The 23,583-nt window shown below is 71.5% G+C and carries 16 protein-coding genes; 11 read left to right on the forward strand and 5 right to left on the reverse strand.

Annotated elements, in window-relative coordinates:
• The first annotated feature begins 93 nt into the window (after window positions 1-93).
• Window positions 94-1,488, forward strand: coding sequence for a glycoside hydrolase family 16 protein (locus tag M8J73_RS04635; RefSeq protein WP_055539496.1), 1,395 nt, complete (start codon window positions 94-96; stop codon window positions 1,486-1,488).
• 117 nt (window positions 1,489-1,605) lie between these two features.
• Here M8J73_RS04635 and M8J73_RS04640 read toward each other — a convergent pair whose 3' ends face one another.
• Window positions 1,606-2,511: a helix-turn-helix domain-containing protein gene (locus tag M8J73_RS04640; protein ID WP_055539503.1), complete on the reverse strand. Its 906-nt coding sequence runs from the start codon at window positions 2,509-2,511 to the stop codon at window positions 1,606-1,608.
• A 138-nt stretch (window positions 2,512-2,649) separates the two neighbouring features.
• On the opposite strand from M8J73_RS04640, the gene tkt reads away from it, so the two are divergent.
• Genes tkt through gnd form a run of 6 tightly spaced genes read left to right on the forward strand, consistent with a single transcriptional unit; the run spans window position 2,650 to window position 11,005 of the window.
• Window positions 2,650-4,701: a transketolase gene (gene tkt / locus M8J73_RS04645; protein ID WP_055539497.1), complete on the forward strand. Its 2,052-nt coding sequence runs from the start codon at window positions 2,650-2,652 to the stop codon at window positions 4,699-4,701.
• 19 nt (window positions 4,702-4,720) lie between these two features.
• Entirely contained in the window at window positions 4,721-5,878 is a 1,158-nt protein-coding gene (tal, locus tag M8J73_RS04650; protein WP_055539498.1) for a transaldolase, read from the forward strand.
• Entirely contained in the window at window positions 5,875-7,428 is a 1,554-nt protein-coding gene (zwf, locus tag M8J73_RS04655) for a glucose-6-phosphate dehydrogenase (RefSeq protein ID WP_055539499.1), read from the forward strand. The genes tal and zwf overlap by 4 nt, the downstream gene beginning before the upstream one ends.
• Window positions 7,425-8,363: a glucose-6-phosphate dehydrogenase assembly protein OpcA gene (gene opcA / locus M8J73_RS04660; protein ID WP_055539500.1), complete on the forward strand. Its 939-nt coding sequence runs from the start codon at window positions 7,425-7,427 to the stop codon at window positions 8,361-8,363. Before zwf ends, opcA begins: the two co-directional genes overlap by 4 nt.
• Window positions 8,356-10,122, forward strand: coding sequence for a glucose-6-phosphate isomerase (gene pgi / locus M8J73_RS04665; RefSeq protein WP_055539501.1), 1,767 nt, complete (start codon window positions 8,356-8,358; stop codon window positions 10,120-10,122). Before opcA ends, pgi begins: the two co-directional genes overlap by 8 nt.
• 1 nt (window position 10,123) lies before the next feature.
• Window positions 10,124-11,005, forward strand: a complete 882-nt coding sequence (gene gnd / locus M8J73_RS04670; protein WP_055539502.1) for a phosphogluconate dehydrogenase (NAD(+)-dependent, decarboxylating) — start codon at window positions 10,124-10,126, stop codon at window positions 11,003-11,005.
• A 203-nt stretch (window positions 11,006-11,208) separates the two neighbouring features.
• Here the strand turns inward: gnd and M8J73_RS44670 are convergent, their stop codons facing one another.
• Window positions 11,209-13,278, reverse strand: coding sequence for a HEAT repeat domain-containing protein (locus M8J73_RS44670; RefSeq protein WP_274757591.1), 2,070 nt, complete (start codon window positions 13,276-13,278; stop codon window positions 11,209-11,211).
• Window positions 13,279-13,519: 241 nt separating this feature from the next.
• On the opposite strand from M8J73_RS44670, the gene M8J73_RS04685 reads away from it, so the two are divergent.
• The 3 genes from M8J73_RS04685 (at window position 13,520) to M8J73_RS04695 (ending at window position 19,433) form a co-directional block, all read left to right on the forward strand.
• Window positions 13,520-16,408 (forward strand): peroxidase family protein, encoded by a 2,889-nt coding sequence (locus M8J73_RS04685; protein ID WP_055542192.1) that lies wholly within the window; start codon window positions 13,520-13,522, stop codon window positions 16,406-16,408.
• Window positions 16,409-16,474: 66 nt separating this feature from the next.
• On the forward strand, window positions 16,475-17,902 hold the full coding sequence (locus tag M8J73_RS04690) for a hypothetical protein (RefSeq protein ID WP_055542193.1): 1,428 nt from the start codon (window positions 16,475-16,477) through the stop codon (window positions 17,900-17,902).
• A 55-nt stretch (window positions 17,903-17,957) separates the two neighbouring features.
• Window positions 17,958-19,433 (forward strand): hypothetical protein, encoded by a 1,476-nt coding sequence (locus M8J73_RS04695; RefSeq protein WP_055542194.1) that lies wholly within the window; start codon window positions 17,958-17,960, stop codon window positions 19,431-19,433.
• 15 nt (window positions 19,434-19,448) lie between these two features.
• Here M8J73_RS04695 and M8J73_RS04700 read toward each other — a convergent pair whose 3' ends face one another.
• The 3 genes from M8J73_RS04700 to M8J73_RS04710 form a co-directional block, all read right to left on the reverse strand.
• Window positions 19,449-19,646 (reverse strand): DUF5708 family protein, encoded by a 198-nt coding sequence (locus tag M8J73_RS04700; protein WP_055542195.1) that lies wholly within the window; start codon window positions 19,644-19,646, stop codon window positions 19,449-19,451.
• 175 nt (window positions 19,647-19,821) lie between these two features.
• Window positions 19,822-21,612, reverse strand: coding sequence for a bifunctional sugar phosphate isomerase/epimerase/4-hydroxyphenylpyruvate dioxygenase family protein (locus M8J73_RS04705; RefSeq protein ID WP_249828277.1), 1,791 nt, complete (start codon window positions 21,610-21,612; stop codon window positions 19,822-19,824).
• A 184-nt stretch (window positions 21,613-21,796) separates the two neighbouring features.
• The gene (locus M8J73_RS04710) at window positions 21,797-22,696 is read right to left on the reverse strand and encodes a shikimate dehydrogenase (RefSeq protein WP_249828278.1); all 900 of its coding nucleotides are present in this window, start codon (window positions 22,694-22,696) and stop codon (window positions 21,797-21,799) included.
• A 123-nt stretch (window positions 22,697-22,819) separates the two neighbouring features.
• On the opposite strand from M8J73_RS04710, the gene M8J73_RS04715 reads away from it, so the two are divergent.
• Window positions 22,820-23,485, forward strand: coding sequence for a TetR/AcrR family transcriptional regulator (locus M8J73_RS04715; RefSeq protein WP_099966263.1), 666 nt, complete (start codon window positions 22,820-22,822; stop codon window positions 23,483-23,485).
• Window positions 23,486-23,583: the final 98 nt, after the last annotated feature.

Consider the following 23,583-nt stretch of genomic DNA (forward strand, 5'->3'; position numbering starts at 1 on the left):
CCTCTTCTGAGAGCGCTCTCAACGAACGGGACCGAGCAGAGCGTTCTCCACCCGCGCACCTCACTCCGTACTCCCCACCCCAAAGAGGCCGCCATGAGTGAACCCTCCGGCATACCCGTCGGGCGTCGTCGTCGCCGCCCGCTCCGGCGCGTGCTCCTCGCCGTCGTCAGCGCGGTGGCGCTGGCCACGGCGGGGGCGACCGCCGCGCAGGGGGCCGCCCCCACCCCGCCCTCCGGCTGGACCCAGGTCTTCCTCGACGACTTCAACGGCTCGGCCGGCACCGGTGTGAACACCTCCAACTGGCAGTACGCCACCGGGACCTCGTACCCCGGCGGACCCGCCAACTGGGGCACCGGCGAGGTCGAGACGATGACCAACAGCACCTCCAACGTCTCGCTCGACGGCAACGGCAATCTGCGCATCACCCCGCTGCGCGACTCCGCGGGCCGATGGACCTCGGGCCGCATCGAGACCAACCGCACCGACTTCCAGCCCCCGGCCGGCGGCAAGCTGAGGGTCGAGTCCCGGCTCCAGACGCCGAACGTGACGGGCACGGCCGCCGAGGGCTACTGGCCCGCGTTCTGGATGCTGGGCGCGCCCTACCGGGGCAACTACCAGAACTGGCCGAGCGTCGGCGAGCTGGACATCATGGAGAACGTCCAGGGCCGCAACCAGGTGTGGGCCACCATGCACTGCGGCACCAACCCCGGCGGCCCGTGCAACGAGACGACCGGTATCGGCAGCTCCACCGCCTGCCCGGGCACCACCTGCCAGTCGGGCTTCCACACCTACACCATGGAGTGGGACCGCTCGGTGACCCCGGAGACGATCCGGTTCTCCGTCGACGGCACACAGTTCCACTCGGTCAACGCCAACCAGGTGGACGCCACGACCTGGACCAACGCCACCAACCACGGCTTCTTCATCATCCTCAACGTGGCCATGGGCGGCGCCTTCCCCGACGCGTTCGGCGGTGGGCTGGACGGCGACACCCGCTCCGGGGTCCCCATGGTGGTGGACTACGTCCAGGTGCTGTCGGCGGCCGGAGGCACCACCACTCCCCCGCCGTCGGGCACCCGTGACGCGTACAGCGCCATCCAGGCCGAGTCGTTCAACGGTCAGAGCGGGGTCAGCACCGAGAGCACGTCCGACTCCGGCGGCGGCCAGAACATCGGCTCCCTCGCGGGCGGCGACTGGGCGCTGTACCAGAACGTCGACTTCGGCTCCACGGGGGCCACGCAGTTCGTCGCCCGGGTGGCCAGCGGGGCGAACGCCGGCGTGAGCGGACTGGTCGAGGTCCGCCTCGACAGCCGCTCCAACGCCCCCGTCGGCAGTTTCGCCCTCGCCAACACCGGGGGCTGGCAGTCCTGGCGGACGGTGCCCGCGAACATCAGCCGGGTCACCGGGACGCACGACGTGTATCTGACCTTCACGAGCGGTCAGCCGCAGGACTTCGTGAACGTGAACTGGTTCAACTTCGGCCGCTGAGAGCCGCTGAGAGCTGCTGAAAGGGCAACTGAACCCCACGGGGAGGGGCTCCGTCCACGGGCGGGGCCCCTTTCCCGTGGACGGCGCCCCCCGTGCGTCGCCCGTACGGCGCGGGGGTCAGCGCATTTCCGCCCGGAACGCCACCGGCGTCGTCCCGGTGTGCAGCTGGAAGAACTTGGAGAAGTTCGCCGAGTCGGGGAAGCCCACCGCCGCGCCGACACGGCCCGTGGGCAGGTCGGTGTGGGCCAGTAGCCGTTTCGCCTCCAGGACCACCCGCTTGTCGATGAAGCCCTTCGGGGTCTCCCCGGTGGCCGCGCGCACCGCCCTCACGAGGGTGCGGCGCGAGTAGCCGAGGGCGTCGGCGTACGCGCTGACGCTGTGGTTGGTGGCGAACTCCCGCTCCACGGCATCCCGGAAGCGGGTGAACGTCGTGTCGTGGTGGCTCGGTGCCGCCTCGGCCGAGCTGTCCGCCAGATGGGCCAGACGCAGCAGAAACGCCGTCAGGGAGTGCCGCAGCACGGCGGTGTGCAGGCCGAGCGGCAGGGTGGCGGTGTCGACGTACTCGCGCTCCAGGTGCGCCAGTGAGGCGCGCAGGCCGGCGAGTCGGGCCTGGTCGGGGCGGAGCAGCGGCGGCAGGTCGTAGCGGTAGAGGCCGGTGGCCTCGACCGTTTCCCGGGGCAGGAAGCCCGGTTGCATGGTGAGGACGGTCCCGCGGTACCCGGTGGTGCGTGAGAAGCGATGCACCTGTCCGGGGCGGATCCACAGCAGATCGCCCGCGTCCGCCTCGTACTCGGTGAAGTCGACCATGTGGGTGACGGGGCCGTGGTCGAACAGCATCACGACGTGGAAGTCGATGCGGTGCACCCGTTCCAGGGGGACGTCCGCGTGCCAGGTGCGGCGGTCGTCCATCGGGCCGACCTGCATGCCGACACCGGAGAGGCTGAGGTCCGCCGGGAAGGGGAAGGTTCTGATGCGGCCGCTCTCCCCGACGTCGCCGCCGTCCCCGATGCCCGTGTCCTTCATGCCCCCGCCCGCCCAGGTCCGCCGGTGTCCCAGTTTCACCGAAGGGTGGCACACGGCAACCTTCCTTCTCAAAAGTCAGACTTTTAGTTTTGAAGGCGAAAGGACCAATCCGCCGCACCTATCGAGGACTTCTTGAAGATGAACTGGACAGAACTCGACCGACGTGCCGTCGACACCGCGCGCCTGCTGGCGGCCGACGCCGTCCAGAAGGTCGGCAACGGGCACCCCGGGACAGCGATGAGCCTGGCGCCCGCCGCGTACACGCTCTTTCAGAAGGTGATGCGACATGACCCCGCCGATCCCGAGTGGACCGGCCGCGACCGCTTCGTCCTCTCCCCCGGCCACACCTCGCTGACCCTGTACACCCAGCTGTTCCTCGCCGGGTACGAGCTGGAGCTGGACGACCTGAAGGCGTTCCGCACCCATGGTTCGAAGACGCCGGGCCACCCCGAGTACGGGCACACGGCGGGGGTCGAGACCACGACCGGTCCGCTCGGGCAGGGCGTCGCCAACGCCGTCGGCATGGCGATGGCAGCCCGCTACGAGCGCGGTCTGTTCGACCCGGACGCGCCCGAGGGCACGTCCCCGTTCGACCACACCGTCTGGGCGATCGTCTCCGACGGCGACCTGGAGGAGGGCATCTCCGCCGAGGCGTCGTCCCTGGCGGGCCATCAGAAGCTCGGCAACCTGGTCTTCCTCTACGACGACAACCACATCTCCATCGAGGGCGACACCGCCACCGCGTTCTCCGAGGACGTGCTGGGGCGGTACGAGGCGTACGGCTGGCACGTCCAGCGGATCGAGCCGGCGTTCAACGGGAACATCGACGTGCACGCCCTGTACGACGCGCTGACAGCCGCCCGGGAGGAGACCTCGCGTCCCTCCTTCATCGCGATGCGCACGATCATCGCCTGGCCGGCGCCGAACGCGCAGAACACCGAGGCCGCGCACGGCTCCGCGCTCGGCGAAGAGGAGATCGCGGCCACCAAGCGGGTCCTCGGCTTCGACGCGAACAGGACGTTCCAGGTCGCCGACGACGTCCTCGCCCACACCCGCGAGGCCCTCGACCGGGGCGCCGAGGCGCACGCCGCCTGGGACAAGCGGATCGCCGAGTGGCGCGCCGCCCAGCCCCAGCATGCACAGCTGTTCGACCGAGTGGTGGCCGGCCGACTGCCCGGGGGCTGGGAGTCGCACCTGCCGGTGTTCGAGGAGGGCTCGTCCGTCGCGACCCGTGCCGCGTCCGGCAAGGTCCTCCAGGCGCTCGGCGCCGTCATCCCCGAACTGTGGGGCGGCTCCGCCGACCTCGCCGGTTCGAACAACACGACCATCGACAAGACGTCGTCGTTCCTCCCGGCGGACAACCCGCTGCCCGAGGCGAACCCGTACGGCCGGACCATCCACTTCGGCATCCGCGAGCACTCGATGGCCGCCGAGCTGAACGGCATCGCGCTGCACGGCAACACCCGCGTCTACGGCGGCACCTTCCTGGTGTTCTCCGACTACATGCGCAACGCCGTCCGGCTCTCCGCGCTGATGCAGCTCCCCGTGACCTACGTGTGGACGCACGACTCCATCGGCCTCGGCGAGGACGGCCCCACCCACCAGCCGGTCGAGCACCTGGCCTCGCTGCGCGCCATCCCCGGCCTGAACATCGTCCGACCGGCCGACGCCAACGAGACGGCGATCGCCTGGGCGGAGATCCTGCGGCGGCACACCACGCACCCCGCGCCGCACGGGCTGGCGCTCACCCGCCAGGGCGTCCCCACGTACGCGCCGAACGCCGACGCCGCGAAGGGCGGCTATGTGCTCCGGGAGTCCTCCACCCCGACGCCCGACGTGATCCTCCTCGCCACCGGCTCCGAGGTGCGGCTCGCCGTCGCCGCGCGGGAGCGACTGGAGGCCGAGGGGGTCGGGACCCGGGTGGTGTCGATGCCGTCGGTGGAGTGGTTCGAGGAGCAGCCGCGCGCCTACCGCGAAAGCGTGCTGCCGCCGTCCGTGAAGGCCCGCGTGGCGGTCGAGGCCGGCATCGGTCTCACCTGGTACCGGTACGTCGGTGACAGCGGTCGCCTCGTCTCCCTGGAGCACTTCGGTGCCTCCGCCGACGCCGAGACCCTGTTCACCGAGTACGGCTTCACCCCCGAGAACGTCGTCACCGCCGCGAGGGAATCCCTGGCCGCCGTCCGCGGTTGACGCGAGCGCCTGAAGGAAGATGATCACTGTGACCACCGAAACGACCGCGGCGACCGCCGCCGCGGACCCCCTACGACGTCTCTCCGAGGAGGGCGTCTCCGTCTGGCTCGACGACCTCTCCCGCGAGCGCGTCACCTCCGGGAACCTCGCCGAACTCGTCACGTCCGGGCATGTCGTCGGCGTGACCACCAACCCGTCCATCTTCCAGGCCGCGATCGGCTCCGGGAAGGGCTACGAGGAGCAGCTCGACGACCTGGCCGTGCGCGGGGTGACGGTCGACGAGGCCGTCCGGATGATGACGACCGCCGACGTACGCGCCGCCGCCGACGTCCTGCGCCCGGTGTACGAGGCGACGGGCGGGCGGGACGGCCGGGTCTCCATCGAGGTCGACCCCCGGCTGGCCCACGACACCCGCGCGACGATCGCCGAGGCCAGGCAGCTCGTCTGGCTGGTCGACCGCCCCAACGTCATGATCAAGATCCCGGCGACCAGGGCGGGCCTGCCGGCGATCACCGAGGTCGTCGGCCTCGGCATCAGCGTCAACGTCACGCTGATCTTCTCGCTGGAGCGGTACGGCGAGGTGATGGAGGCGTATCTGGCGGGCCTGGAGAAGGCGCGGCGCAAGGGCCTCGACCTGTCGGCCGTCCACTCCGTCGCCTCCTTCTTCGTCTCCCGTGTCGACACCGAGATCGACAAGCGGCTGACCCTGCTCGGCACGGACGAGGCGCTCGGGCTCAGGGGCCGCGCCGCGCTCGCCAACGCGCGGCTCGCCTACCAGGCGTACGAGGAGGTCTTCGGCGGCGACCGCTGGACGGCGCTCGCCGGGGCCCGCGCCAACAGGCAGCGCCCGCTGTGGGCGTCGACCGGGGTGAAGGACCCGGCGTACAAGCCGACCCTGTACGTCGACGAACTGGTGGCGCCGGGCACCGTCAACACGATGCCGGAGGCGACCCTGCGCGCCACCGCCGCGCACGGGGTGATCCACGGTGACACGGTCACCGGCGGCTACGCGCAGGCCCGCGCCGATCTCGCGGCCGTCGAGGCGCTCGGCATCTCTTACGACGAGGTCGTGCGGCAGTTGGAGGAGGAGGGCGTCGCCAAGTTCGCGGCGGCGTGGCAGGACCTGCTGGACGCGGTGGCGAAGTCCATGAACGGCAAGGGAGTTGATGGGGAATGACCTTGGAGACGACCTCGTACGCGGCAACCGACTGGACCAATCCGCTGCGGGACCCGCGCGACCGCCGGCTCCCGCGGATCGCGGGGCCGTCCGGCCTCGTCATCTTCGGGGTGACCGGTGACCTGTCCCGCAAGAAGCTGATGCCGGCCGTGTACGACCTGGCCAACCGCGGGATGCTCCCGCCGGGCTTCTCGCTGGTGGGCTTCGCCCGCCGGGACTGGGAGGACCAGGACTTCGCGCAGGTGGTGCACGACGCGGTGCGCGAGCACGCGCGCACCGAGTTCCGCGAGGAGGTCTGGCAGCAGCTCGCCGAGGGCATGCGGTTCGTGCCGGGCGACTTCGACGACGACGAGGCGTTCAGGCAACTGCGCTCGGCCGTCGAGGAGTTGAACGCCTCGCGGGGCACCAGCGGCAACTTCGCCTTCTACCTCTCCGTACCGCCGAAGTTCTTCCCGAAGGTCGTCCAGCAGCTCAAGAAGCACGGGCTGGCCGACCCGCCCGAGGGCTCCTGGCGGCGCGCGGTCATCGAGAAGCCGTTCGGCCACAACCTGGCCAGCGCCATCGAACTGAACGAGATCGTGCACGAGGTGTTCGACCCGGACCAGGTCTTCCGCATCGACCACTACCTCGGCAAGGAGACCGTCCAGAACCTCCTGGCGCTGCGGTTCGCCAACCAGATGTACGAGCCCATCTGGAACCGGTCGTACGTCGACCACGTCCAGATCACCATGGCCGAGGACATCGGCATCGGCGGCCGGGCAGGCTACTACGACGGCATCGGCGCCGCCCGCGACGTCATCCAGAACCATCTCCTCCAGCTGATGGCGCTCACCGCCATGGAGGAGCCGATCGCCTTCGACGCCGAGGCGCTGCTCACCGAGAAGCTGAAGGTCCTCAAGTCGGTGCGGCTCCCCGCCGATCTGGGCGCCCACACCGTGCGCGGCCAGTACACGCAGGCCTGGCAGGGCGGCGAGAAGGTGGTCGGCTACCTGGAGGAGGACGGCATCGACCCGAACTCCCGGACCGACACGTACGCGGCCGTCAAGCTGGAGATCGACAACCGCCGCTGGGCCGGTGTCCCGTTCTACCTGCGCACCGGCAAACGGCTCGGCCGCCGGGTCACCGAGATCGCGGTCGTCTTCCAGACCGCCCCGCACTCCCCGTTCGACTCCACGGCCACCGAGGAGCTGGGGAAGAACGCGATCGTCATCCGGGTGCAGCCGGACGAGGGCATGACCGTGCGCTTCGGTTCGAAGGTGCCGGGTACCTCGATGGAGATCCGGGACGTCACCATGGACTTCGCGTACGGCGAGTCGTTCACGGAGTCCAGCCCGGAGGCGTACGAACGGCTGATCCTTGACGTGCTGCTCGGCGACGCCAACCTCTTCCCCCGCCACCAGGAGGTGGAGGAGTCCTGGAAGATCCTCGACCCGATCGAGGAGTACTGGGCCAAGCACGGCAGGCCCGCGCAGTACCCCTCGGGCAGTTGGGGCCCCGAGGAAGCCGACGAGATGCTCGCACGAGACGGACGGAGCTGGCGCAGGCCATGAAATTCGACCTGACGGACACCACGGCAAGCAAGATCAACAAGGCCCTGGTGCAGGGACGCCGGGCCATCGGCACGCCCGCCGTGGGCATGGTCCTCACGATGGTGATCGTGACGGACGAGGAGAACGCCTACGACTCGATCAAGGCGGCCGAGGAGGCCTCGCACGAGCACCCCGCGCGCACCCTGGTCGTCATCAAGCGGCACGCCCGCACCCCCCGCGACCGCACCCGGTCGCACCTGGACGCCGAGGTGCGCGTGGGCGCCGACGCGGGCACCGGCGAGACGGTCGTGCTGCGGACGTACGGCGAGGTCTCCGACCACGCCGACTCCGTCGTGCTGCCGCTGCTGCTGCCGGACGCCCCGGTCGTGGTGTGGTGGCCGGTGGACGCCCCCGAGAACCCGGCGAAGGACCCGCTGGGGGCGCTGGCGCAGCGCCGGATCACCGACATGTACGCCGTCGAGTCCCCGCTCGCCGCGCTGGAGCAGCGGGTCATCTCGTACACGCCGGGTGACACCGACCTGGCCTGGACGCGGCTGACACCGTGGCGTTCCATGCTCGCCGCCGCCCTCGACCAGGCCCGCACGAGGATCACCTCGGCGGCCGTGGACAGCGAGGCCGACAACCCGAGCGCCGAACTGCTGGCCCGCTGGCTGGAGGCCCGTCTCGGCGTCGCCGTCGAGCGCGTCGTCACCGCCGGGCCGGTCGTGACGGGTGTGCGACTCGGCACGAAGAACGGGGAGATCGTCATCGACCGCCCAGAGGGCCCGCTCGCCACGCTGACCCTGCCGGGCCAGCCGTCCCGCACCCTCGCCCTGAAGGTGCGCGCCACCTCCGAGCTGATCGCCGAGGAACTGCGCCGTCTCGACGCGGACGAGATGTACGAGATCGCCCTGCGCGGCGGCGAGCACACCGGGGAGGCCGCCGGCGATGAGTGACGCCCCCCGCCTCAACCGGCGCCCGGAGTGGGCCGGGTTGGGGGACCACCGCGCGGGCCCGATGCTCCATCCCTCGCTGCGCGAGCTGTTCGCCGCCGACCCCGGGCGCGCCGAACGCTACGTCGTCCACGCCGGCGATCTGCGGATCGACTACTCCAAGCACCTGATCACCGACGAGACGCTGGCGCTGCTCCTCGAACTCGCCGCTGCGACCGATGTGTTCGGGCAGCGGGACGCGATGTTCCGCGGCGAGCGCGTCAACGTCACCGAGAACCGGCCGGTCCTGCACACCGCGCTGCGCGCCCCGCGCGACGCCGTGGTCGAGGTGGACGGCGAGAACGTCGTTCCGGCCGTGCACGCGGTCCTCGACCGGATGGCCGCCTTCGCGGACCGGGTCCGCTCCGGCGACTGGACCGGCCACACCGGCCGCCGTATCCGCAATGTCGTCAACATCGGCATCGGCGGTTCCGACCTCGGTCCGGCGATGGCGTACGAGGCGCTGCGGGCGTACACCGACCGGTCGCTGACCGTGCGGTTCGTGTCGAACGTCGACGGCGCCGACCTGCACGAGGCGGTGCGCGACCTCGACCAGGCGGAGACGCTGTTCGTCGTCGCGTCGAAGACGTTCACGACGATCGAGACGCTCACCAACGCGACGTCGGCGCGGTCCTGGCTGCTGGCCGGACTCGGCGACGGGGGCACCTCCCACTCGGACGGAGCCGGGAACGGGATCGGGAGCGGGGCGGAGAAGGCGGTGGCCCGGCACTTCGTGGCGCTGTCGACGAACGCGGGGAAGGTCACCGAGTTCGGGATCGACCCGGACAACATGTTCGAGTTCTGGGACTGGGTCGGGGGCCGCTACTCCTTCGACTCGGCGATCGGCCTCTCCCTGATGATCGCCATCGGCCCGGACCGCTTCCGGGAGCTGCTGGACGGCTTCCGCACGATCGACGACCACTTCAGGACGGCACCGCCGGAGGCCAACGCCCCGCTGCTGCTGGGCCTGTTGGGGATCTGGTACGGCGACTTCTTCGACGCCCAGTCGCACGCGGTGCTGCCCTACTCGCACTACCTGTCCAAGTTCACCGCGTATCTGCAACAGCTGGACATGGAGTCCAACGGCAAGTCCGTGGGCCGCGACGGGCTGCCCGTCGAGTGGCAGACCGGTCCGGTGGTGTGGGGCACGCCCGGCACCAACGGTCAGCACGCCTACTTCCAGTTGTTGCACCAGGGCACCAAGCTGATCCCGGCCGACCTCATCGGCTTCGCCCGCCCGGTCGCCGAGCTGGAGCCCGAACTCGCCGCACAGCACGACCTGTTGATGGCCAACCTCTTCGCGCAGGGCCAGGCGCTGGCCTTCGGGAAGACCGCCGAGGAGGTACGGGCCGAAGGGGTGCCCGAGGAGCAGGTGCCGCACCGCACGTTCCGCGGCAACCGCCCCACGACGACCGTCCTGGCACCCGAGCTGACCCCCTCGGTCCTCGGCCAACTGATCGCGCTGTACGAGCACAAGGTGTTCGTACAGGGCGCGATCTGGAACATCGACTCCTTCGACCAGTGGGGCGTCGAGCTGGGCAAGGTCCTCGCGAAGCGGGTGGAACCCGCGCTGACCGACGGCGCCGACGTGACCGGGCTCGACCCGTCCACGGCGGCCCTGGTCGCCGCGTACCGCGCGCTGCGCGACGCCAACGCCCCCCATGCCACCCACGACACCCACGACTCCCATGACTCCCGTGACGCTCAGGAAGAAGTGAACTGACATGCAGCTCGGTCTCATCGGTCTCGGCAAGATGGGCGGGAACATGCGCGAGCGGATCCGCCGCGCCGGCCACACCGTCATCGGCTACGACCGCAACCCCGACGTCTCCGACGTGGGCAGCCTGGCCGAACTCGTCGAGCGGCTCGAAGCGCCCCGCACGGTCTGGGTGATGGTCCCCGCCGGCGGCGCCACCCAGTCCGTCGTGGACGAGTTGGCGGACCTGCTGTCGGCCGGCGACACCGTCGTCGACGGCGGCAACTCCCGCTGGACGGACGACGAGAAGCACGCCGAGGAGCTGGGAGCCAAGGGCATCGGCTTCGTCGACGCGGGCGTCTCGGGCGGCGTGTGGGGCCTGGAGAACGGCTACGCGCTGATGGTCGGCGGCGACAAGGAGCACGTGGACCGGCTCCAGCCGATCTTCGAAGCGCTCAAGCCGGAAGGGCCGTACGGGTACGTCCACGCCGGGAAGGTCGGCGCCGGGCACTTCTCCAAGATGGTCCACAACGGCATCGAGTACGCCATGATGCAGGCGTACGCCGAGGGCTGGGAGCTGCTGGAGGCCGTGGACTCGGTGACGGACGTCCGTGAGGTGTTCCGGTCCTGGCAGCAGGGGACGGTCATCCGTTCCTGGCTGCTGGACCTCGCGGTCAACGCGCTGGACGCCGACGAACACCTGGAGAAGCTGCGCGGCTACGCCGCCGACTCCGGGGAGGGGCGGTGGACGGTCGAGGCCGCCATCGACAACGCGGTACCGCTGCCGGCGATCACCGCGTCCCTGTTCGCCCGCTTCGCGTCCCGCCAGGACGACTCCCCGCAGATGAAGATGGTGGCGGCGCTGCGGAACCAGTTCGGGGGGCATGCGGTGGAGTCCTCGAAGGAGTAGCCCTCCGGGGGTGCGTTGTCCGGGTGCGGGTTCGTCGTGGTTTCTCACGCAGTTCCCCGCGCCCCTGGAAAAGCAGGGGCCTGCGGCCCCGTGCTTTTCCGATGAAGGGCGGGCCGCAGGCCCGATCCCTTCAGGGGCGCGGGGAACTGCGCGACCAGCCCCCACCCACCCGCACCCGCCCAAGCACCCGAGCCCTCCACCCACTAGGCGCCCGAGCACCCCGCCAGCAGCTCATCGACCGCCATCCGGATGGACTCGTCCTCCGTGAAGCCCCGCCAGCCGCCGAAGTAGTGCACGCGGCGGTCGTCGGCGGGCAGGTCCTGGAGGAGACGGGCCGCCGGGACCGCGGCTTCGCCCATGCGGGCCAGGTGACGTACCGCCGGCAGCATCGCCGGCAGGTACGTGCCGGTGGGCAGCTTCCTCACCGTCTCCATGAGCGCCGGGACGGCGGTCTCCGTGTCGCCGCCGGTCACGGCCCACAGCGCGTGCGCCGCCTGTGTTCTGCCCCAGTCGTCCTCCGCCGCCGCCAGCTCGCGGAGCCGGTCCGCGTACCCGGCGGCGTGCGGGCCGAGGTCGGCCAGTCTGCTCAGCGCGGTGTGGGTGGCGCGGTCCTCGTCCGTGGCGGCGGGTCCGAGCACGTCCAGGGCGGGTCCAGGATCGCCGCCGACCCGCCAGTACGCCCAGGCGGCGAGTTCCGCGTCCGGCCCGCCGGTGCGTGACCGGGCCAGCAGCGCCTCTCGTCCCGCCCGGCCGGCCCGGCCGATGCCCGCCAGGGCCGTCGCCGCCGCCGGCCACCGTTCGTCGTCCGCCAGGAGGTCGAGCAGCCGTGGTACCGCCGGCTCCGCGGCGGGCCCCCACGCGGCGAGCACCTCGCCCAACCGGCCGAGCAGCCGGATGTCCTCGGTGGGGCTGAGCCGGTCGCAGACGCCCGGCAGCAGCGCCTCCGCGTGGTCCGGGAGGCGGACCAGCACCTCGTGGAGGGCGGGCAGGGTGGGGTGATGGAAGGAGTTCGCGGAGCTGCCGTAGTACGCGCCGACCGACGCGAAGCCGGGGCGGGTACCGGCCACATGTTCGGTCAGGCGGGGCAGGCAGCGCGGGTCGTCCATCCGGGCCAGTGCCCATACCGCCGCCTCGGCGACCGTCTCTCCCCCGCGGGTCGCCCGGACGGCGGTGTCGTCGAGCAGCGCGGCGACCGCGTCGGCGTGGGCGGTCGCCGCCGGGCCCAGGCAGGCCAGCAGTTCGGCCGCCCGGTAGCGGACCTCGGTGGCCGGGTCGTCCAGCCGTGCCACGACGCCCGGCAGCAGCGCGTCGGCGGGTGACCGCCACCGCGACAGCACCCTGGCCGCCTGTTCGAGACCGCCGACCCGCTGTTCCTCGTCGGGGTGATCGGCCATCAGGCCGAGGGCGAAGGCGGGGGACGCGTCGTCGAACAGGGACGCCGTCCACTGGTGCATGCCCCGCGCGCCGCACTCCCCGGCACTGGTGCGCTGCCACAGCTCCACACTCGGATCACGCAACGCGCCCAGCGCGATCTCCAGCCGCCCCTCCGCCGAAGCAGCCGCGGAGGCCCGGGGGCCGTCGCCGAGCGCAAGCACCGCCGCCAGGCGCAGTTGCGGCTCCGGAGCGGCGAGCAGCGAATCGAGGAGGGCGGCGGCCTCGTAGGACGGGGTGGCGGCCTCATCCGACGGGGCGGCGGCCTCGTCGGACAGGGCGCCGACCGGCCCCCGGCGGACCGCGTTGCCGAGCGCGAGGACCAGGTCGAGCCGGGTCACCGGGTCGCTCTCGGCGTGCCAGCGGCTCAGGAGTGCGGGAAGGGCGTCGTCTCCGGGGTCGGCGCACGCGCCGATGACGTCGGCGGCGGCCCGTCGGATCTCCGGTTGGGGGTCGGCCAGCAGGGCGAGCACATCGGGCAGATGGCGTTCCCACGTCGCGGACCAGTGGGGGTCCAGGAACCGCGCCTCGACCATTCCGGCGTCCGCGGCCAGACGTCCCACCAGTTCCAGCAGCGTGCGCCGGGGCGTCACCTGCGGGGCGGCGGCCAGGCGCAGCACGAAGGGGAGCGCGGCCGTCGCGGCCGGGCAGACCCAACCGCCCTGGTGGTAGAGGTGGTTCAGCAAATCGAACGCGGCGTCCTCCGCGTCGTCCGGGTCAGATCCCGCGCAGCGGCGCAGCAGTTCCGGCACGTCCTCCGCGGTCCCGTAGTTGTGCTTCAGCCCCGCCCAGTCGACCGCTTCCAGCTCAGCCCGGTCGATCGACTTCCACCCCTCCGACATGCGCGCGACCCTACCGCCGGGCCCGGACACGCGGCGACGGGGTTAACGGGGTCAAGACGAGCCGGACGCGCGTTCGAATGCCGCCATGACATGCCAAATACGACTGTCCTCCATATTGTACTTAGATGTGTACATGGCGTGAACTGTCGCTGTGGCCACCGGGCGCCGCCGGTAGCGTGCGGCCCCTGTCCCGTATGCATCCCGTACGCATGTGTACGCGTCCGCACGAAGGAAGCGACCGATGGCCGAGACCGGGCAGCACGAACAGCGCAACCAGCGATACGAGCGGTACGAAGGCGGCAGCCCGGAGGCCGAGCGGCTCGTGTTCGAGCGGCTGGCCCGGGAGCTGATGGAGGTCCAGGTCAGGAACCGGCGGGCCGGGGGCGGCGGGATCGCGCGGGCGTTCCACGCCAAGGCACCGGTGGCCGTGGAGAACGCGCGGCTGCGTTTCCACGACGACCTCCCGGCGGCCCTGCGCGTCGGCTTCGCGCAGCCCGGCGCCGAGTATCCGGCGGTGGTCCGGCTCTCCAACGCGAGCGGCATCCGGCAGGGCGACGGCTCCCCGGACCTGCGGGGCGCGGCGATACGCGTACGGGTGTCGGACGACGAGAGCCACGACCTGCTGGCCACCAGCTTCCCGGTGTCGCACGCCGCGAACGCGCGCGAGTTCGTGGCGTTCGCCAAGGCCATGGCGGGGGCGCGGAGTCCGCTGCGGAAGGCGTTCGGGCTGTTGGTGAAGCTGCCGCTGGCCGTGGGGTTCAGCGCTGCCGGGCGGATGCGGCGAAACGTGCGCGAGGCCACCCGCCGCTCGGTGAACTCCCTTGCGAACGAGACCTATTGGAGCCGCGGGGCGATGCTGTGGGGCGACGCCGGGCCCGTGCGGTACCTGCTCCGGCCCGCGCCAGGGACGCCGGTGGCACCCGCGCCCGACCGGCGGGACCCCGACTTCCTGCACCGCGAGTTCGCGCGGCGCCTCGGGCAGGCCGACGTGGCGTTCGACCTGTGCGTCCAGCGGTACGTGGACGAGCGGCGCACCCCTGTCGAGGACGCGTCGGTGGAGTGGAAGGACGCGGTGGCGCCGGCGGTGCCGATCGCGCGGCTCACCATCCCGAGCCAGGAGCTGGACGGCGCCGAGGCGCGGGCCGCGGCGGGGCGCGTCGAGGACCTGACCTTCAACCCCTGGTACACGACCGACGAATTCCGGCCACTGGGGAACATCAACCGGGCGCGGAAGGCCGCGTACCGGGCGAGCGGCGCGCACCGTCTCGGGCTGCGCTTCGTCACCGCGGAACCCTTGCGCAACCGGCTCCTCGGCCGTCCCGTGGGGGCCGCGATGGCGCTGCTGAACCGGTACGTCCCCTGGCACCGGCTGCCGGTGTCGCTGAGCCTGCTGAACCTGGTGTTCCTGCGGAAGGTGCTGCGCCGGCTGAACCTGATCGACACCGAGCCGGGCGAGGCGCCGCCCCAGACCCAGCCCGTGCCGGAGCCGATCCCGGAGCGGCTGCGCACGGAGCGGTCGTACGACGGGACGTACAACGACCTGTCCGAGCCGAGGATGGGCGCGGTCGGTGCCGCCTTCGGCCGCAATCTGGCACCGGACCACCGGCCGGACCTCTTCGACGTCCCGAACCCGGTCACGGTCAGCCGTCAGCTGCTGCACCGCGAGAGCTTCGTGCCCGCGACCTCGCTCAATGTGCTGGCGGCGGCATGGATCCAGTTCCAGGTGCACGACTGGGTCAACCACCGCCGCCACAAGCCCGGCGACCGCAGTGTGGAGGTGCCGCTCCCGCCCGGACACGGCGGATGGCACAACACCCCGAACGGGCCGGCCGAGAACGTGATGCGGTTCGCGGAGAACGAGGGCATCGAACGGCCGGGGCAGCCGCCGATCCTGTTCGCCAACAGCGCCTCCCACTGGTGGGACGGCTCCGAGGTGTACGGGGCGGACGAGCGGACCGCGCGGTTCCTCCGGGAGGCCGACGGACGTGCCGAACTCCGTTTGGAGGAAGGCCACTTGCCGATGAACGGCAACGGCATCCCGCTCACCGGGTTCAACGAGAGCTGGTGGATGGGGCTCAGCGCGATGCACACGCTGTTCGCCCGCGAGCACAACGCGGTCTGCGCGGCGCTGCGCGCCGAGTACCCGACGATGAGCGAGGAACGGATCTACCACACCGCCCGGCTGGTGGTCTCCGCGCTGATCGCGAAGATCCACACGGTGGAGTGGACCCCGGCGATCCTCGCCACCGAGGCGATCGACGTCGCGCTGCACACCAACTGGTCGGGCCCGCCGAAGAACTGGCTGAACCAGCTGGGGCTGTGGCTGTTCGAGGCGCACTCGCTGACCGGCATCCCGAAGACGCTGCCGGACCACCACACGGCGCCGTACTCGCTGACGGAGGACTTCGTCACCGTCTACCGCATGCATCCGCTGATCCCGGACGACTACGAGCTGCGTGAGCACCAGTTCGGGCGGCGCCTGGAGACGGTGGGCTTCCCGGACATCCAGGGCGGCGCCGCCGAGACGCAGATCCGCAAGACGGGCCTCGCGAACTCCCTGTACTCGTTCGGCATCGCCCACCCGGGCGCGATCACCCTGCACAACTTCCCGCGCTCGCTCCAGCGGTTCGAGCGCGACGGGGAGATCATCGACCTGTCGGTGGTGGACCTCGTCCGCACCAGGCGGCGCGGGGTGCCGCGCTACAACGACTTCCGGGCCGGGCTGCACAAGCCGCGGATCCGTTCGTTCGAGGAGTTGACGGAGAACGCGGAGACCGTGGCCCGGCTGAAGGACGTGTACCGCGACGTCGACGAGATCGACACCGTGGTGGGGCTGTTCGCGGAGAACCCGCCGGAGGGCTTCGGGTTCAGCGACACCGCGTTCCGGATCTTCATCCTGATGGCCAGTCGGCGGCTCCAGAGCGACCGCTTCCTGACGGTCGACTACCGGCCGGAGGTCTACACACCGCTCGGCATCGACTGGGTCGAGAAGGGCGGCATGAACTCCGTCGTCCTGCGCCACTGTCCGGAGCTGGCGCCGCTGCTCCCGCGCGGGGCGAGCGCGTTCGCTCCGTGGCGGACGGTGCGGCCGACGGACAACGGCACCACGAGCGACGGCGGTTCACCATGACGCCGTGACCCACGGCCCGGGGTGCGGTACGGCCCCGGGCCCTGAACCACACAACGGGGGAACAGCATGACCTTCACCGACAACCCGTCCGGGCTGCCCGGGGACGAGCACTCCGGCACGACCGGCCTCACCGCGTCCACCCATCCCGGCCTCGCCGACCTCTTCCGGCGTCCGCTGCTGAACACCGTGTGGCGGCGCCGTACCCACCGGGTCAGCCGGGGCGCCAAGGTGTCCGCGGGGACCATGACCTACACCTCCTCCCACGCCGTGCGCCCGCTGACGGAGCTGGAGGAGGCGGTGCTGATCGCGATCACCGGCACCACGGGGCTGACCATGCCCGACCGGCCCTTCGAGGACCCGGACAACGGCACACCCATCATGTCCAAGCCCAACCTGACGATGGCGGGCCGCACCGCCGGGAGCCCGGACAACGCCCAGGGCACCCACTTCTTCCTCATCAACGACTCGGGCACCTACTTCCTGCGCAGGCTGCCGCCGGCGCCGGACGAGCCGTTCGACGCCGAGACCCTGGTGGCACGGGCGCACCGGGCGAAGGTGAAGGTGCTGGACCACCGGCTCGACGTCGCGCCGGGCAAGCGGGACTTCCCCGCGTACCTCGACTCGAACCGCTTCCTGTCCAACCTGCCGGGCACGACCCTGCTGTTCCCGGTGGTGGACCTCTCCCACCAGTACGTCAACGCCCTGATGTATCTGCTGACGCAGCCGGACGGCGCCCGCCCCACGTTCGTCGACGACCGCAACTTCTACCGCCCGGCGGGGGTGCGCAAGTGGGTCAGGAACGGCTTCCTGAACGGCGATCTGAAGCTGCCGCTCGGCGCCCTCGGCCCCATGCGCACCCAGATCGAGGCCGATCTGCTGCTGCAGAACCTGATGCTCACCGCCGAGGCGATGGGCCTCGGCGCCTGGATCCACGCGTCCGTGAACCCGCAGATCGCCCTCGGCGACCCCAAGTTCTCCCGGGCGTACGGCAGGATGCTCGGCTTCGACTTCGTCACCCCGCGCTGGCGTCCCGCCGACATCCTCCGCTGGCACATCCCCCTGCCGAAGTACGCGACGGTGCGCGCGCACCCGGTGGGTCTGCGCTCCCCCGACGGGGAGCAGTTGATCGCCGCGGCCTGCCCGCCCGCGTTCCCGTCCATGGCCGAGGCCGTACGGACGATCATCGACGCGAAGTTCGGCAAGGACGGCGTCTACACGGACCGTGACGTCTTCGCCCGTATCTACCGGGAGGACTACGGGCAGCGGTATCTCACGGAGGCCAGCGAGTACGACGACCGGGTCGTGGAGTGCGCCCGTGACGTCTGCGAGTACGTCCTGCGCACCCACGGCCGCTTCCCCGCGCACACGGACGCCATCCATGTGCCGGGCGTGTGGCTCCAGGTCCATCACGTGGAGAACGAGTACTACGACCGGTTCTTCGTGAACGGCCTCACGGACGCGCACCGCTCCCACGACTTTGTCTGGGGCCACTGACCGGCCGAAACGGGGTGGTTGACAGGTACAAGTGTCGCGGGTGAGAGTCCCGTTGATGATGATCGACGACCTCACCCCGGCCGAGCGACGCGTCTGGGAGGCCTTCCCCCGCGGTGTCTCGGTGGACTTCGGCGCCGCCGAGGACGGAGCCACCGACGACGGGGCCACGGAGGGACCTGATGGGGGTCCCGGAAGGACCGTGCGGGCGGCGGTCCTGCGGACACTGCTCCTCACCGCGCCCCGCGAGGAGGGCGAGGTCGCCGCGCTCAAGATCTCGGGGGCCCGGATCACCGGCACGCTGGATCTGAAGTACGCGACGGTCGACAGCGTCGTACGGCTCAGCGACTGCCGCTTCGAGGAGGTCCCGGACCTCTCCGGCGCGCAGCTCGCCTATCTCAACCTCACCGGCTCCGTGCTGCCGGGACTGCGGTCGGCGCGGGTCCGGGTCGACGGCGGACTGCGGCTGACGCGCTGCCGGTTCGGGGGCCCGGTGAAGCTGACGGGGGCGCAGATCTCCGGGACCCTGTTCATGGAGCGGGCCGAGTTCACCGCGCCGGACGGCGAGGAACCGGCGCTGCGGCTGAACCAGGCCGAGGTCGGCGAGGAGTTGTGCGCCCCCGGGCTGCGGGCGCGGGGCGAGGTCAGGCTCGCCGGCGCGCGGGTCGCCGGATCCGTCAACCTCAACGACGCCCGCCTGGACCGGCGGGACGGCGTCGCGCTCACCGCCGAGACGCTCACCGCCGAGGCCGACGTGGAGCTGCGTCGCGCGCAGGTGCGGGGCCGGGTCGAGATGCGCGGCGCCCGCGTCGCGGGGCGCCTGGATCTGTCGTACGCGCGTCTGGCGCACCCCGGCGGCACGGCGTTACGGGCCAGCAGTTGCGTCGTCGGTGAACTGTGGCTGCGCGGCGGCCCCCGGATGGAGGGCGTCCTCAACCTCCGTCGCTCGCAGATCGAGGTCCTGCTCATGGAACCCGACGTGGTGCCCGCGCAGGTACGCCTCAACGACCTGACCTACACCTCGCTCCTGTCGCATCTCCCGGCGCCGCGGCGGCTGCCGATGCTGGCGCGGGACGACGACGGGTTCATCCCCCACTCCTACGAGCAGTTGACCGCCGCGTACCGTCGCATCGGCGACGATGACGCGGCCCGTCTGGTGCAGCTCGCCAAGCAGCGCCGGCGACGGGCCACCCTCCCCTGGTACGGGCGGCTGTGGGGCCTCGTCCAGGACGCGACCGTCGGCTACGGGTTCCGTCCGCTGCGCGCGGCCGTCTGGCTGCTGTCCCTGCTGGCGGTGGGCTCGGTGGCGTACGCCCTGCACCCGCCGGAGCCCCTGAAGGCCGACGAGGCGCCGGAGTTCAACGCGGTCTTCTACACCCTCGACCTGCTGCTGCCGATCATCGACTTCGGTCAGGAACGGGCGTACGCGCCCGAGGGTGGGGGGCAGTGGCTGTCGTACGTCCTCGTCATCACGGGCTGGATCCTGGCCACGACGGTGGTCACGGGTGTGACGCGCACCGTCAGCCGCCAGTGAGCAGGCGTCGGCCCTTCAGTGTCGCGAGCCGGCCGTCCTCCCTGCCTGGACGAGACCCAGGAGGACCAGGCAGCCGCCGACGGCCATCAGGACCACTCCCACCTTGGTGAGGGTGAGAACCGGGATCTCGACGCCGCCGGTGAACAGCTTCAGGGCCAGGCCGACGAGGAAGGTCGCGGATCCTTCGGTCAGGTTCTTGGAGGCAGGACTCACTGCTCGGCTCTTTCCGTCGAAGACACACCACGCTCACGTGCGGCCGGTGAGGGGATCGGCTTCATCGTAGGAAGAGCGGGGGCGGCGGCTCGTCAGTCCTCCGGACGATCCCGCGCTGCATCGTTCGATGGACCGCGACGGACGTTCGTCCCGGTCCGGTCGTCGACGACCCGCGTCATCCGACGGGGCGGCGGCCGTGCTGGGCGGCAAGGCGTACGGGGGCGTTCTGGGCTCCGTAGCCGCGGTAGTCGCCGTCGCGTTGGACGAGTTCGAAGAAGACGCGGCCGACGGTCTCGGTGTAGCAGTGGCGGAAGACGCCGTCCGCGTCGCGGTCGTAGAGGATGCCGAGTTCGCGGTACGTCTCCAGCTCGCCGTCGGCGAACTCGAAGCGGGCGGCCAGGTCGTCGTGGTAGTTGGCGGGGACGGCGAGGAGCCGGCCCCCGGCGGCACGGAAGGCGCGGGCCGCGGCGACCACGTCGTCCGTGGTGAGGGCGATGTGCTGGGCGCGGGCGGAGTCGTCCGTGGGGGCCGGGCCGACGCTCAGGGCGATCCGGACACTGCCGTCGGCGTTGCTGACGGGGCGGCTGCGGAACAGGCCGTAGGGGTCGGCGACGTCCACGCTCTCGTGGGCGGGCAGGCCGAGGACGGTCCGGTGGAAGAGGGCCGCCTCGTCGAACTGGTGCCAGGGCTGGGTGAGCGCGAGGTGGTCCACGCGCTGGAGGTGGTGGGCGGGTTCCGCGTGGGGCAGGGGACGGAAGTCGTCCGTCCAGCTGGGGAGTTCGGGGCGGTCGGTGGCGCAGAAGAAGAGTTCGGTGCCGTCGGGGGCGGCGACCGCGTCGAGGGCGACGTCCTCGGGGGCGCGGCGGCGGGGCAGCACCGGGGCGAGCAGGGCCTCCGCGCGGCGGGCGGCGCCCGCCGGGTCGGGTGACTCCAGGCCGATCGCGGCGAGTTGGGTGCCGTCGCGGCGGGCCGCCGGGCCGGTGTTGACCAGGACCCGTGCCTCGCCCTGCCGCCACAGGTCCACCGGCTTGCTGCGGTGGCGGGCGGTGCGGGCGAAGCCGAGGGCGCCGAGCAGGGCGGCCACGGGCTCGGCGTCGGGGGTGACGAGTTCGGTGAACGCGACGCCGGTGGGCACGACGGGCTCCGGCAGCGTGGCCAGGCCCGTCGCCTCCTGGAGCATCAGCAGGGAGCGGTGGGCGTCGACGGCGGTGGGGCCTGCCTCGGCCTGCCGGAACACGTCGTTGAAGACCTCCAGGGACAGGGGGCCCTGGTATCCCGCCGCCCGCACATGCCGGACGAGGCCCGCGAGGTCGAAGCCGCCCTGGCCGGGGAAGCAGCGGTAGTGGCGGCTCCACTGGAGCACGTCCATCGCCATCAGCGGGGCGTCGGCCAGCTGGAGGAAGAAGATCTTCTCGCCGGGGATGTCCTCGATGCCCTTGGGGTCGGAGCCCCGGGCGAGGATGTGGAAACTGTCGAGGCAGGTGCCGAGCGCGGGGTGGTCGGCGGCCTCGACGATGCGCCAGGCGTGGTCGTACGTGCTGACGTGCCGCCCCCAGGCCAGCGCCTCGTAGGCGACGCGGATCCCGAAGTCCTGGGCGAGTTCGGCGAGCCGGTGCAGCTGGGCGGCGGCGAGGGCGTCGTCGTCCTCGGCGAGCGGATGGACGCTGGAGCACACGAGGACCGTGTCGGCGCCGAGCCGCCGCATCAGCTCGAACTTGTGCCGGGCCCGCCGCAGGTTCCGGTCGAACTCGTCCGCCGGCACGGCCTCGATGTCCCGCATCGGCTGGTACAGGTCGATGCCCAGTCCCAGGTCGGCGCACCGGGCGCGGATCTCCTCCGGCGAGAGCGGACTGGCCAGCAGATCGTTCTCGAAGATCTCCACCCCGTCGAACCCGGCCCGCGCGGCGGCGGTGAGCTTCTCGGTGAGGGACCCGCTGAGGGAGACGGTGGCGATGGCTGTGCGCATGGTGCTGCTCCTCTATTCCAGCTGTGCTGCCGACGACCGGGTGAGGCAGGCTGTACTGCCGACGACCGGGTGATTTCGTCTGTGCTGCCGACGCCGGGCGAGGCCGACTGTGCTGCCGACGCCGGGCGAGGCCGACTGTGCTGCCGACGATCGGGACGGTCCCCTCAGGGACGCGGCGACGCGGCTAGCGCGCGGCCCCCGCGACCCCGGCCAGCTCGGCGATGTCGGCCAGCATGCGGGTCGCGTCCGCCTCCCTCCCCGTGAACAGGCGGAACGCGTCCGCCGCCTGGAACACCGCCATCCCTCCCCCGTCCAGCGTGGCGCACCCCATCGTGCGGGCCGTGCGCAGCAGCTCCGTCTCCAGGGGGCGGTACACCACCTCGGCCACCCACAGCCCGGGGTGCAGCAGCTCCGCGGCGAAGGGCAGGCCGGGGTGCGCGGCCATTCCGGTCGGCGTCGCGTGCACCACGCCGTCGGCCCGGCCGAGCAGCGCCGGCAACGCGTCCGGGGTCGCGGCGGCCGCGCGTCCCGCGCCGAAGTGCCGGTCGAGGGCAGTGGCGAGGCCGGCCGCGCGGTCGGACATCGCGTCGACGACGGTGACGTGCTCCGCGCCGAGGGTGAGCATGGCGTGGGCGACGGCCGCACCGGCGCCGCCGGCGCCCAGCTGCACGACCTTCTCCAGCGGGACGTCGGGCAGGCCGCGGGCGAAGGACGCGGCGAAGCCGGTGACGTCCGTGTTGTGGCCGATGGCGCGGCCGTCCTCGAAGACCACGGTGTTGACGGCGCCGAGCGCGGCGGCCCCCGGCGCGAGCGCGTCGAGATGCTCGATGACGAGCTGCTTGCAGGGGTGGGTGATGTTCAGCCCGTCGAAGCCGAGGTCCCGGGCGGCGCGCACCAGGTCCCCCACCGCCTCGGGGCCGACGCCGACGCGGTCGATGTCGATCAGCCGGTACAGGTACCGCAGCCCCTGCCGGTCGGCCTCCCGCTGGTGCAGCGCGGGGCTGAGCGAGGGCCCGATGCCGGAGCCGATGAGGCCGACGAGATACGCGTCACGGGTCGGGGCGGGGGTCGAGACCTGGGGCACGGCGGGGCCTCCTGAGCGGCTCTCTAATGTACGAACTAGTACGTTAGTGATAGCACCCCGGATCGACCAGGGGAAGCCCTCTTCTACAATCGCGGTCACTGGCCCCTTGCCCGAAGGAACGCGATGACCAGCGTCGAAGAACCGGCACGACCGAACGGGCGCATCCGTGACGCGGCCCGCACCAAGGCCGAGATCCTCGACGTCGCGACCAAGGAGTTCGCCCGCTCCGGTTTCGCGGGGGCCCGGGTCGACGAGATCGCCGCCCGCACCCGCACCACCAAGCGGATGATCTACTACTACTTCGGCGGCAAGGAGCAGTTGTTCACGGCCGTGCTGGAGCGGGCGTACTCCGTGATCCGGCAGGCGGAGCAGGAGCTGGACGTCGAGCACCTGGACCCGGTCGCCGCCATCCGGCGCCTGGCCGAGGTCACCTTTGACCACCACGAACGGCACCCGGACTTCATCCGCCTGGTCAGCATCGAGAACATCCACGAGGCCGAGCACATCGCCGCCTCCGAGAAGCTGGGCAGGATCGGCTCGCCGGCGCTGGACGTGATCCGCCGCATCCTGGAGTCGGGGCAGCGGTCCGGCCTGTTCACGGCCGATGTCGACGCCGTCGACCTGCACGCGATGATCAGCTCCTTCTGCTTCTTCCGGGTCTCCAACCGGCACACCTTCGGAGCCCTCTTCGGCCGCGACCTGGTCGCCCCCGACCTGCGCGAGCACTACCGCAAGATGCTCGGCGACATGGTGATCGCATATCTGACGGCGGACCGCGCGGCGGACTGACGACGGCGCCCCCACCCGCTCCGGGGCCGGGAGGTTCGTTCGACGCCACCCCTTGACACCCGGGAAACGTGGGCGCAACATCCGTAGCCAACCGCTAC

This window comes from Streptomyces neyagawaensis, assembly GCF_023516595.1.
Lineage (GTDB): Bacteria > Actinomycetota > Actinomycetes > Streptomycetales > Streptomycetaceae > Streptomyces > Streptomyces neyagawaensis.

What these genes read in the sequence shown, in the direction of transcription:
- M8J73_RS44670 (WP_274757591.1), bottom strand. Translation starts at nt 13,278, where the DNA reads ATGTCGGAGGGGTGGAAGTCGATCGACCGGGCTGAGCTGGAAGCGGTC.
- gnd (WP_055539502.1), top strand. Translation starts at nt 10,124, where the DNA reads ATGCAGCTCGGTCTCATCGGTCTCGGCAAGATGGGCGGGAACATGCGC.
- M8J73_RS04685 (WP_055542192.1), top strand. Translation starts at nt 13,520, where the DNA reads ATGGCCGAGACCGGGCAGCACGAACAGCGCAACCAGCGATACGAGCGG.
- tal (WP_055539498.1), top strand. Translation starts at nt 4,721, where the DNA reads ATGATCACTGTGACCACCGAAACGACCGCGGCGACCGCCGCCGCGGAC.
- M8J73_RS04705 (WP_249828277.1), bottom strand. Translation starts at nt 21,612, where the DNA reads ATGCGCACAGCCATCGCCACCGTCTCCCTCAGCGGGTCCCTCACCGAG.
- tkt (WP_055539497.1), top strand. Translation starts at nt 2,650, where the DNA reads ATGAACTGGACAGAACTCGACCGACGTGCCGTCGACACCGCGCGCCTG.
- zwf (WP_055539499.1), top strand. Translation starts at nt 5,875, where the DNA reads ATGACCTTGGAGACGACCTCGTACGCGGCAACCGACTGGACCAATCCG.
- M8J73_RS04690 (WP_055542193.1), top strand. Translation starts at nt 16,475, where the DNA reads ATGACCTTCACCGACAACCCGTCCGGGCTGCCCGGGGACGAGCACTCC.
- M8J73_RS04635 (WP_055539496.1), top strand. Translation starts at nt 94, where the DNA reads ATGAGTGAACCCTCCGGCATACCCGTCGGGCGTCGTCGTCGCCGCCCG.
- M8J73_RS04695 (WP_055542194.1), top strand. Translation starts at nt 17,958, where the DNA reads ATGATGATCGACGACCTCACCCCGGCCGAGCGACGCGTCTGGGAGGCC.
- opcA (WP_055539500.1), top strand. Translation starts at nt 7,425, where the DNA reads ATGAAATTCGACCTGACGGACACCACGGCAAGCAAGATCAACAAGGCC.
- M8J73_RS04715 (WP_099966263.1), top strand. Translation starts at nt 22,820, where the DNA reads ATGACCAGCGTCGAAGAACCGGCACGACCGAACGGGCGCATCCGTGAC.
- pgi (WP_055539501.1), top strand. Translation starts at nt 8,356, where the DNA reads ATGAGTGACGCCCCCCGCCTCAACCGGCGCCCGGAGTGGGCCGGGTTG.
- M8J73_RS04640 (WP_055539503.1), bottom strand. Translation starts at nt 2,511, where the DNA reads ATGAAGGACACGGGCATCGGGGACGGCGGCGACGTCGGGGAGAGCGGC.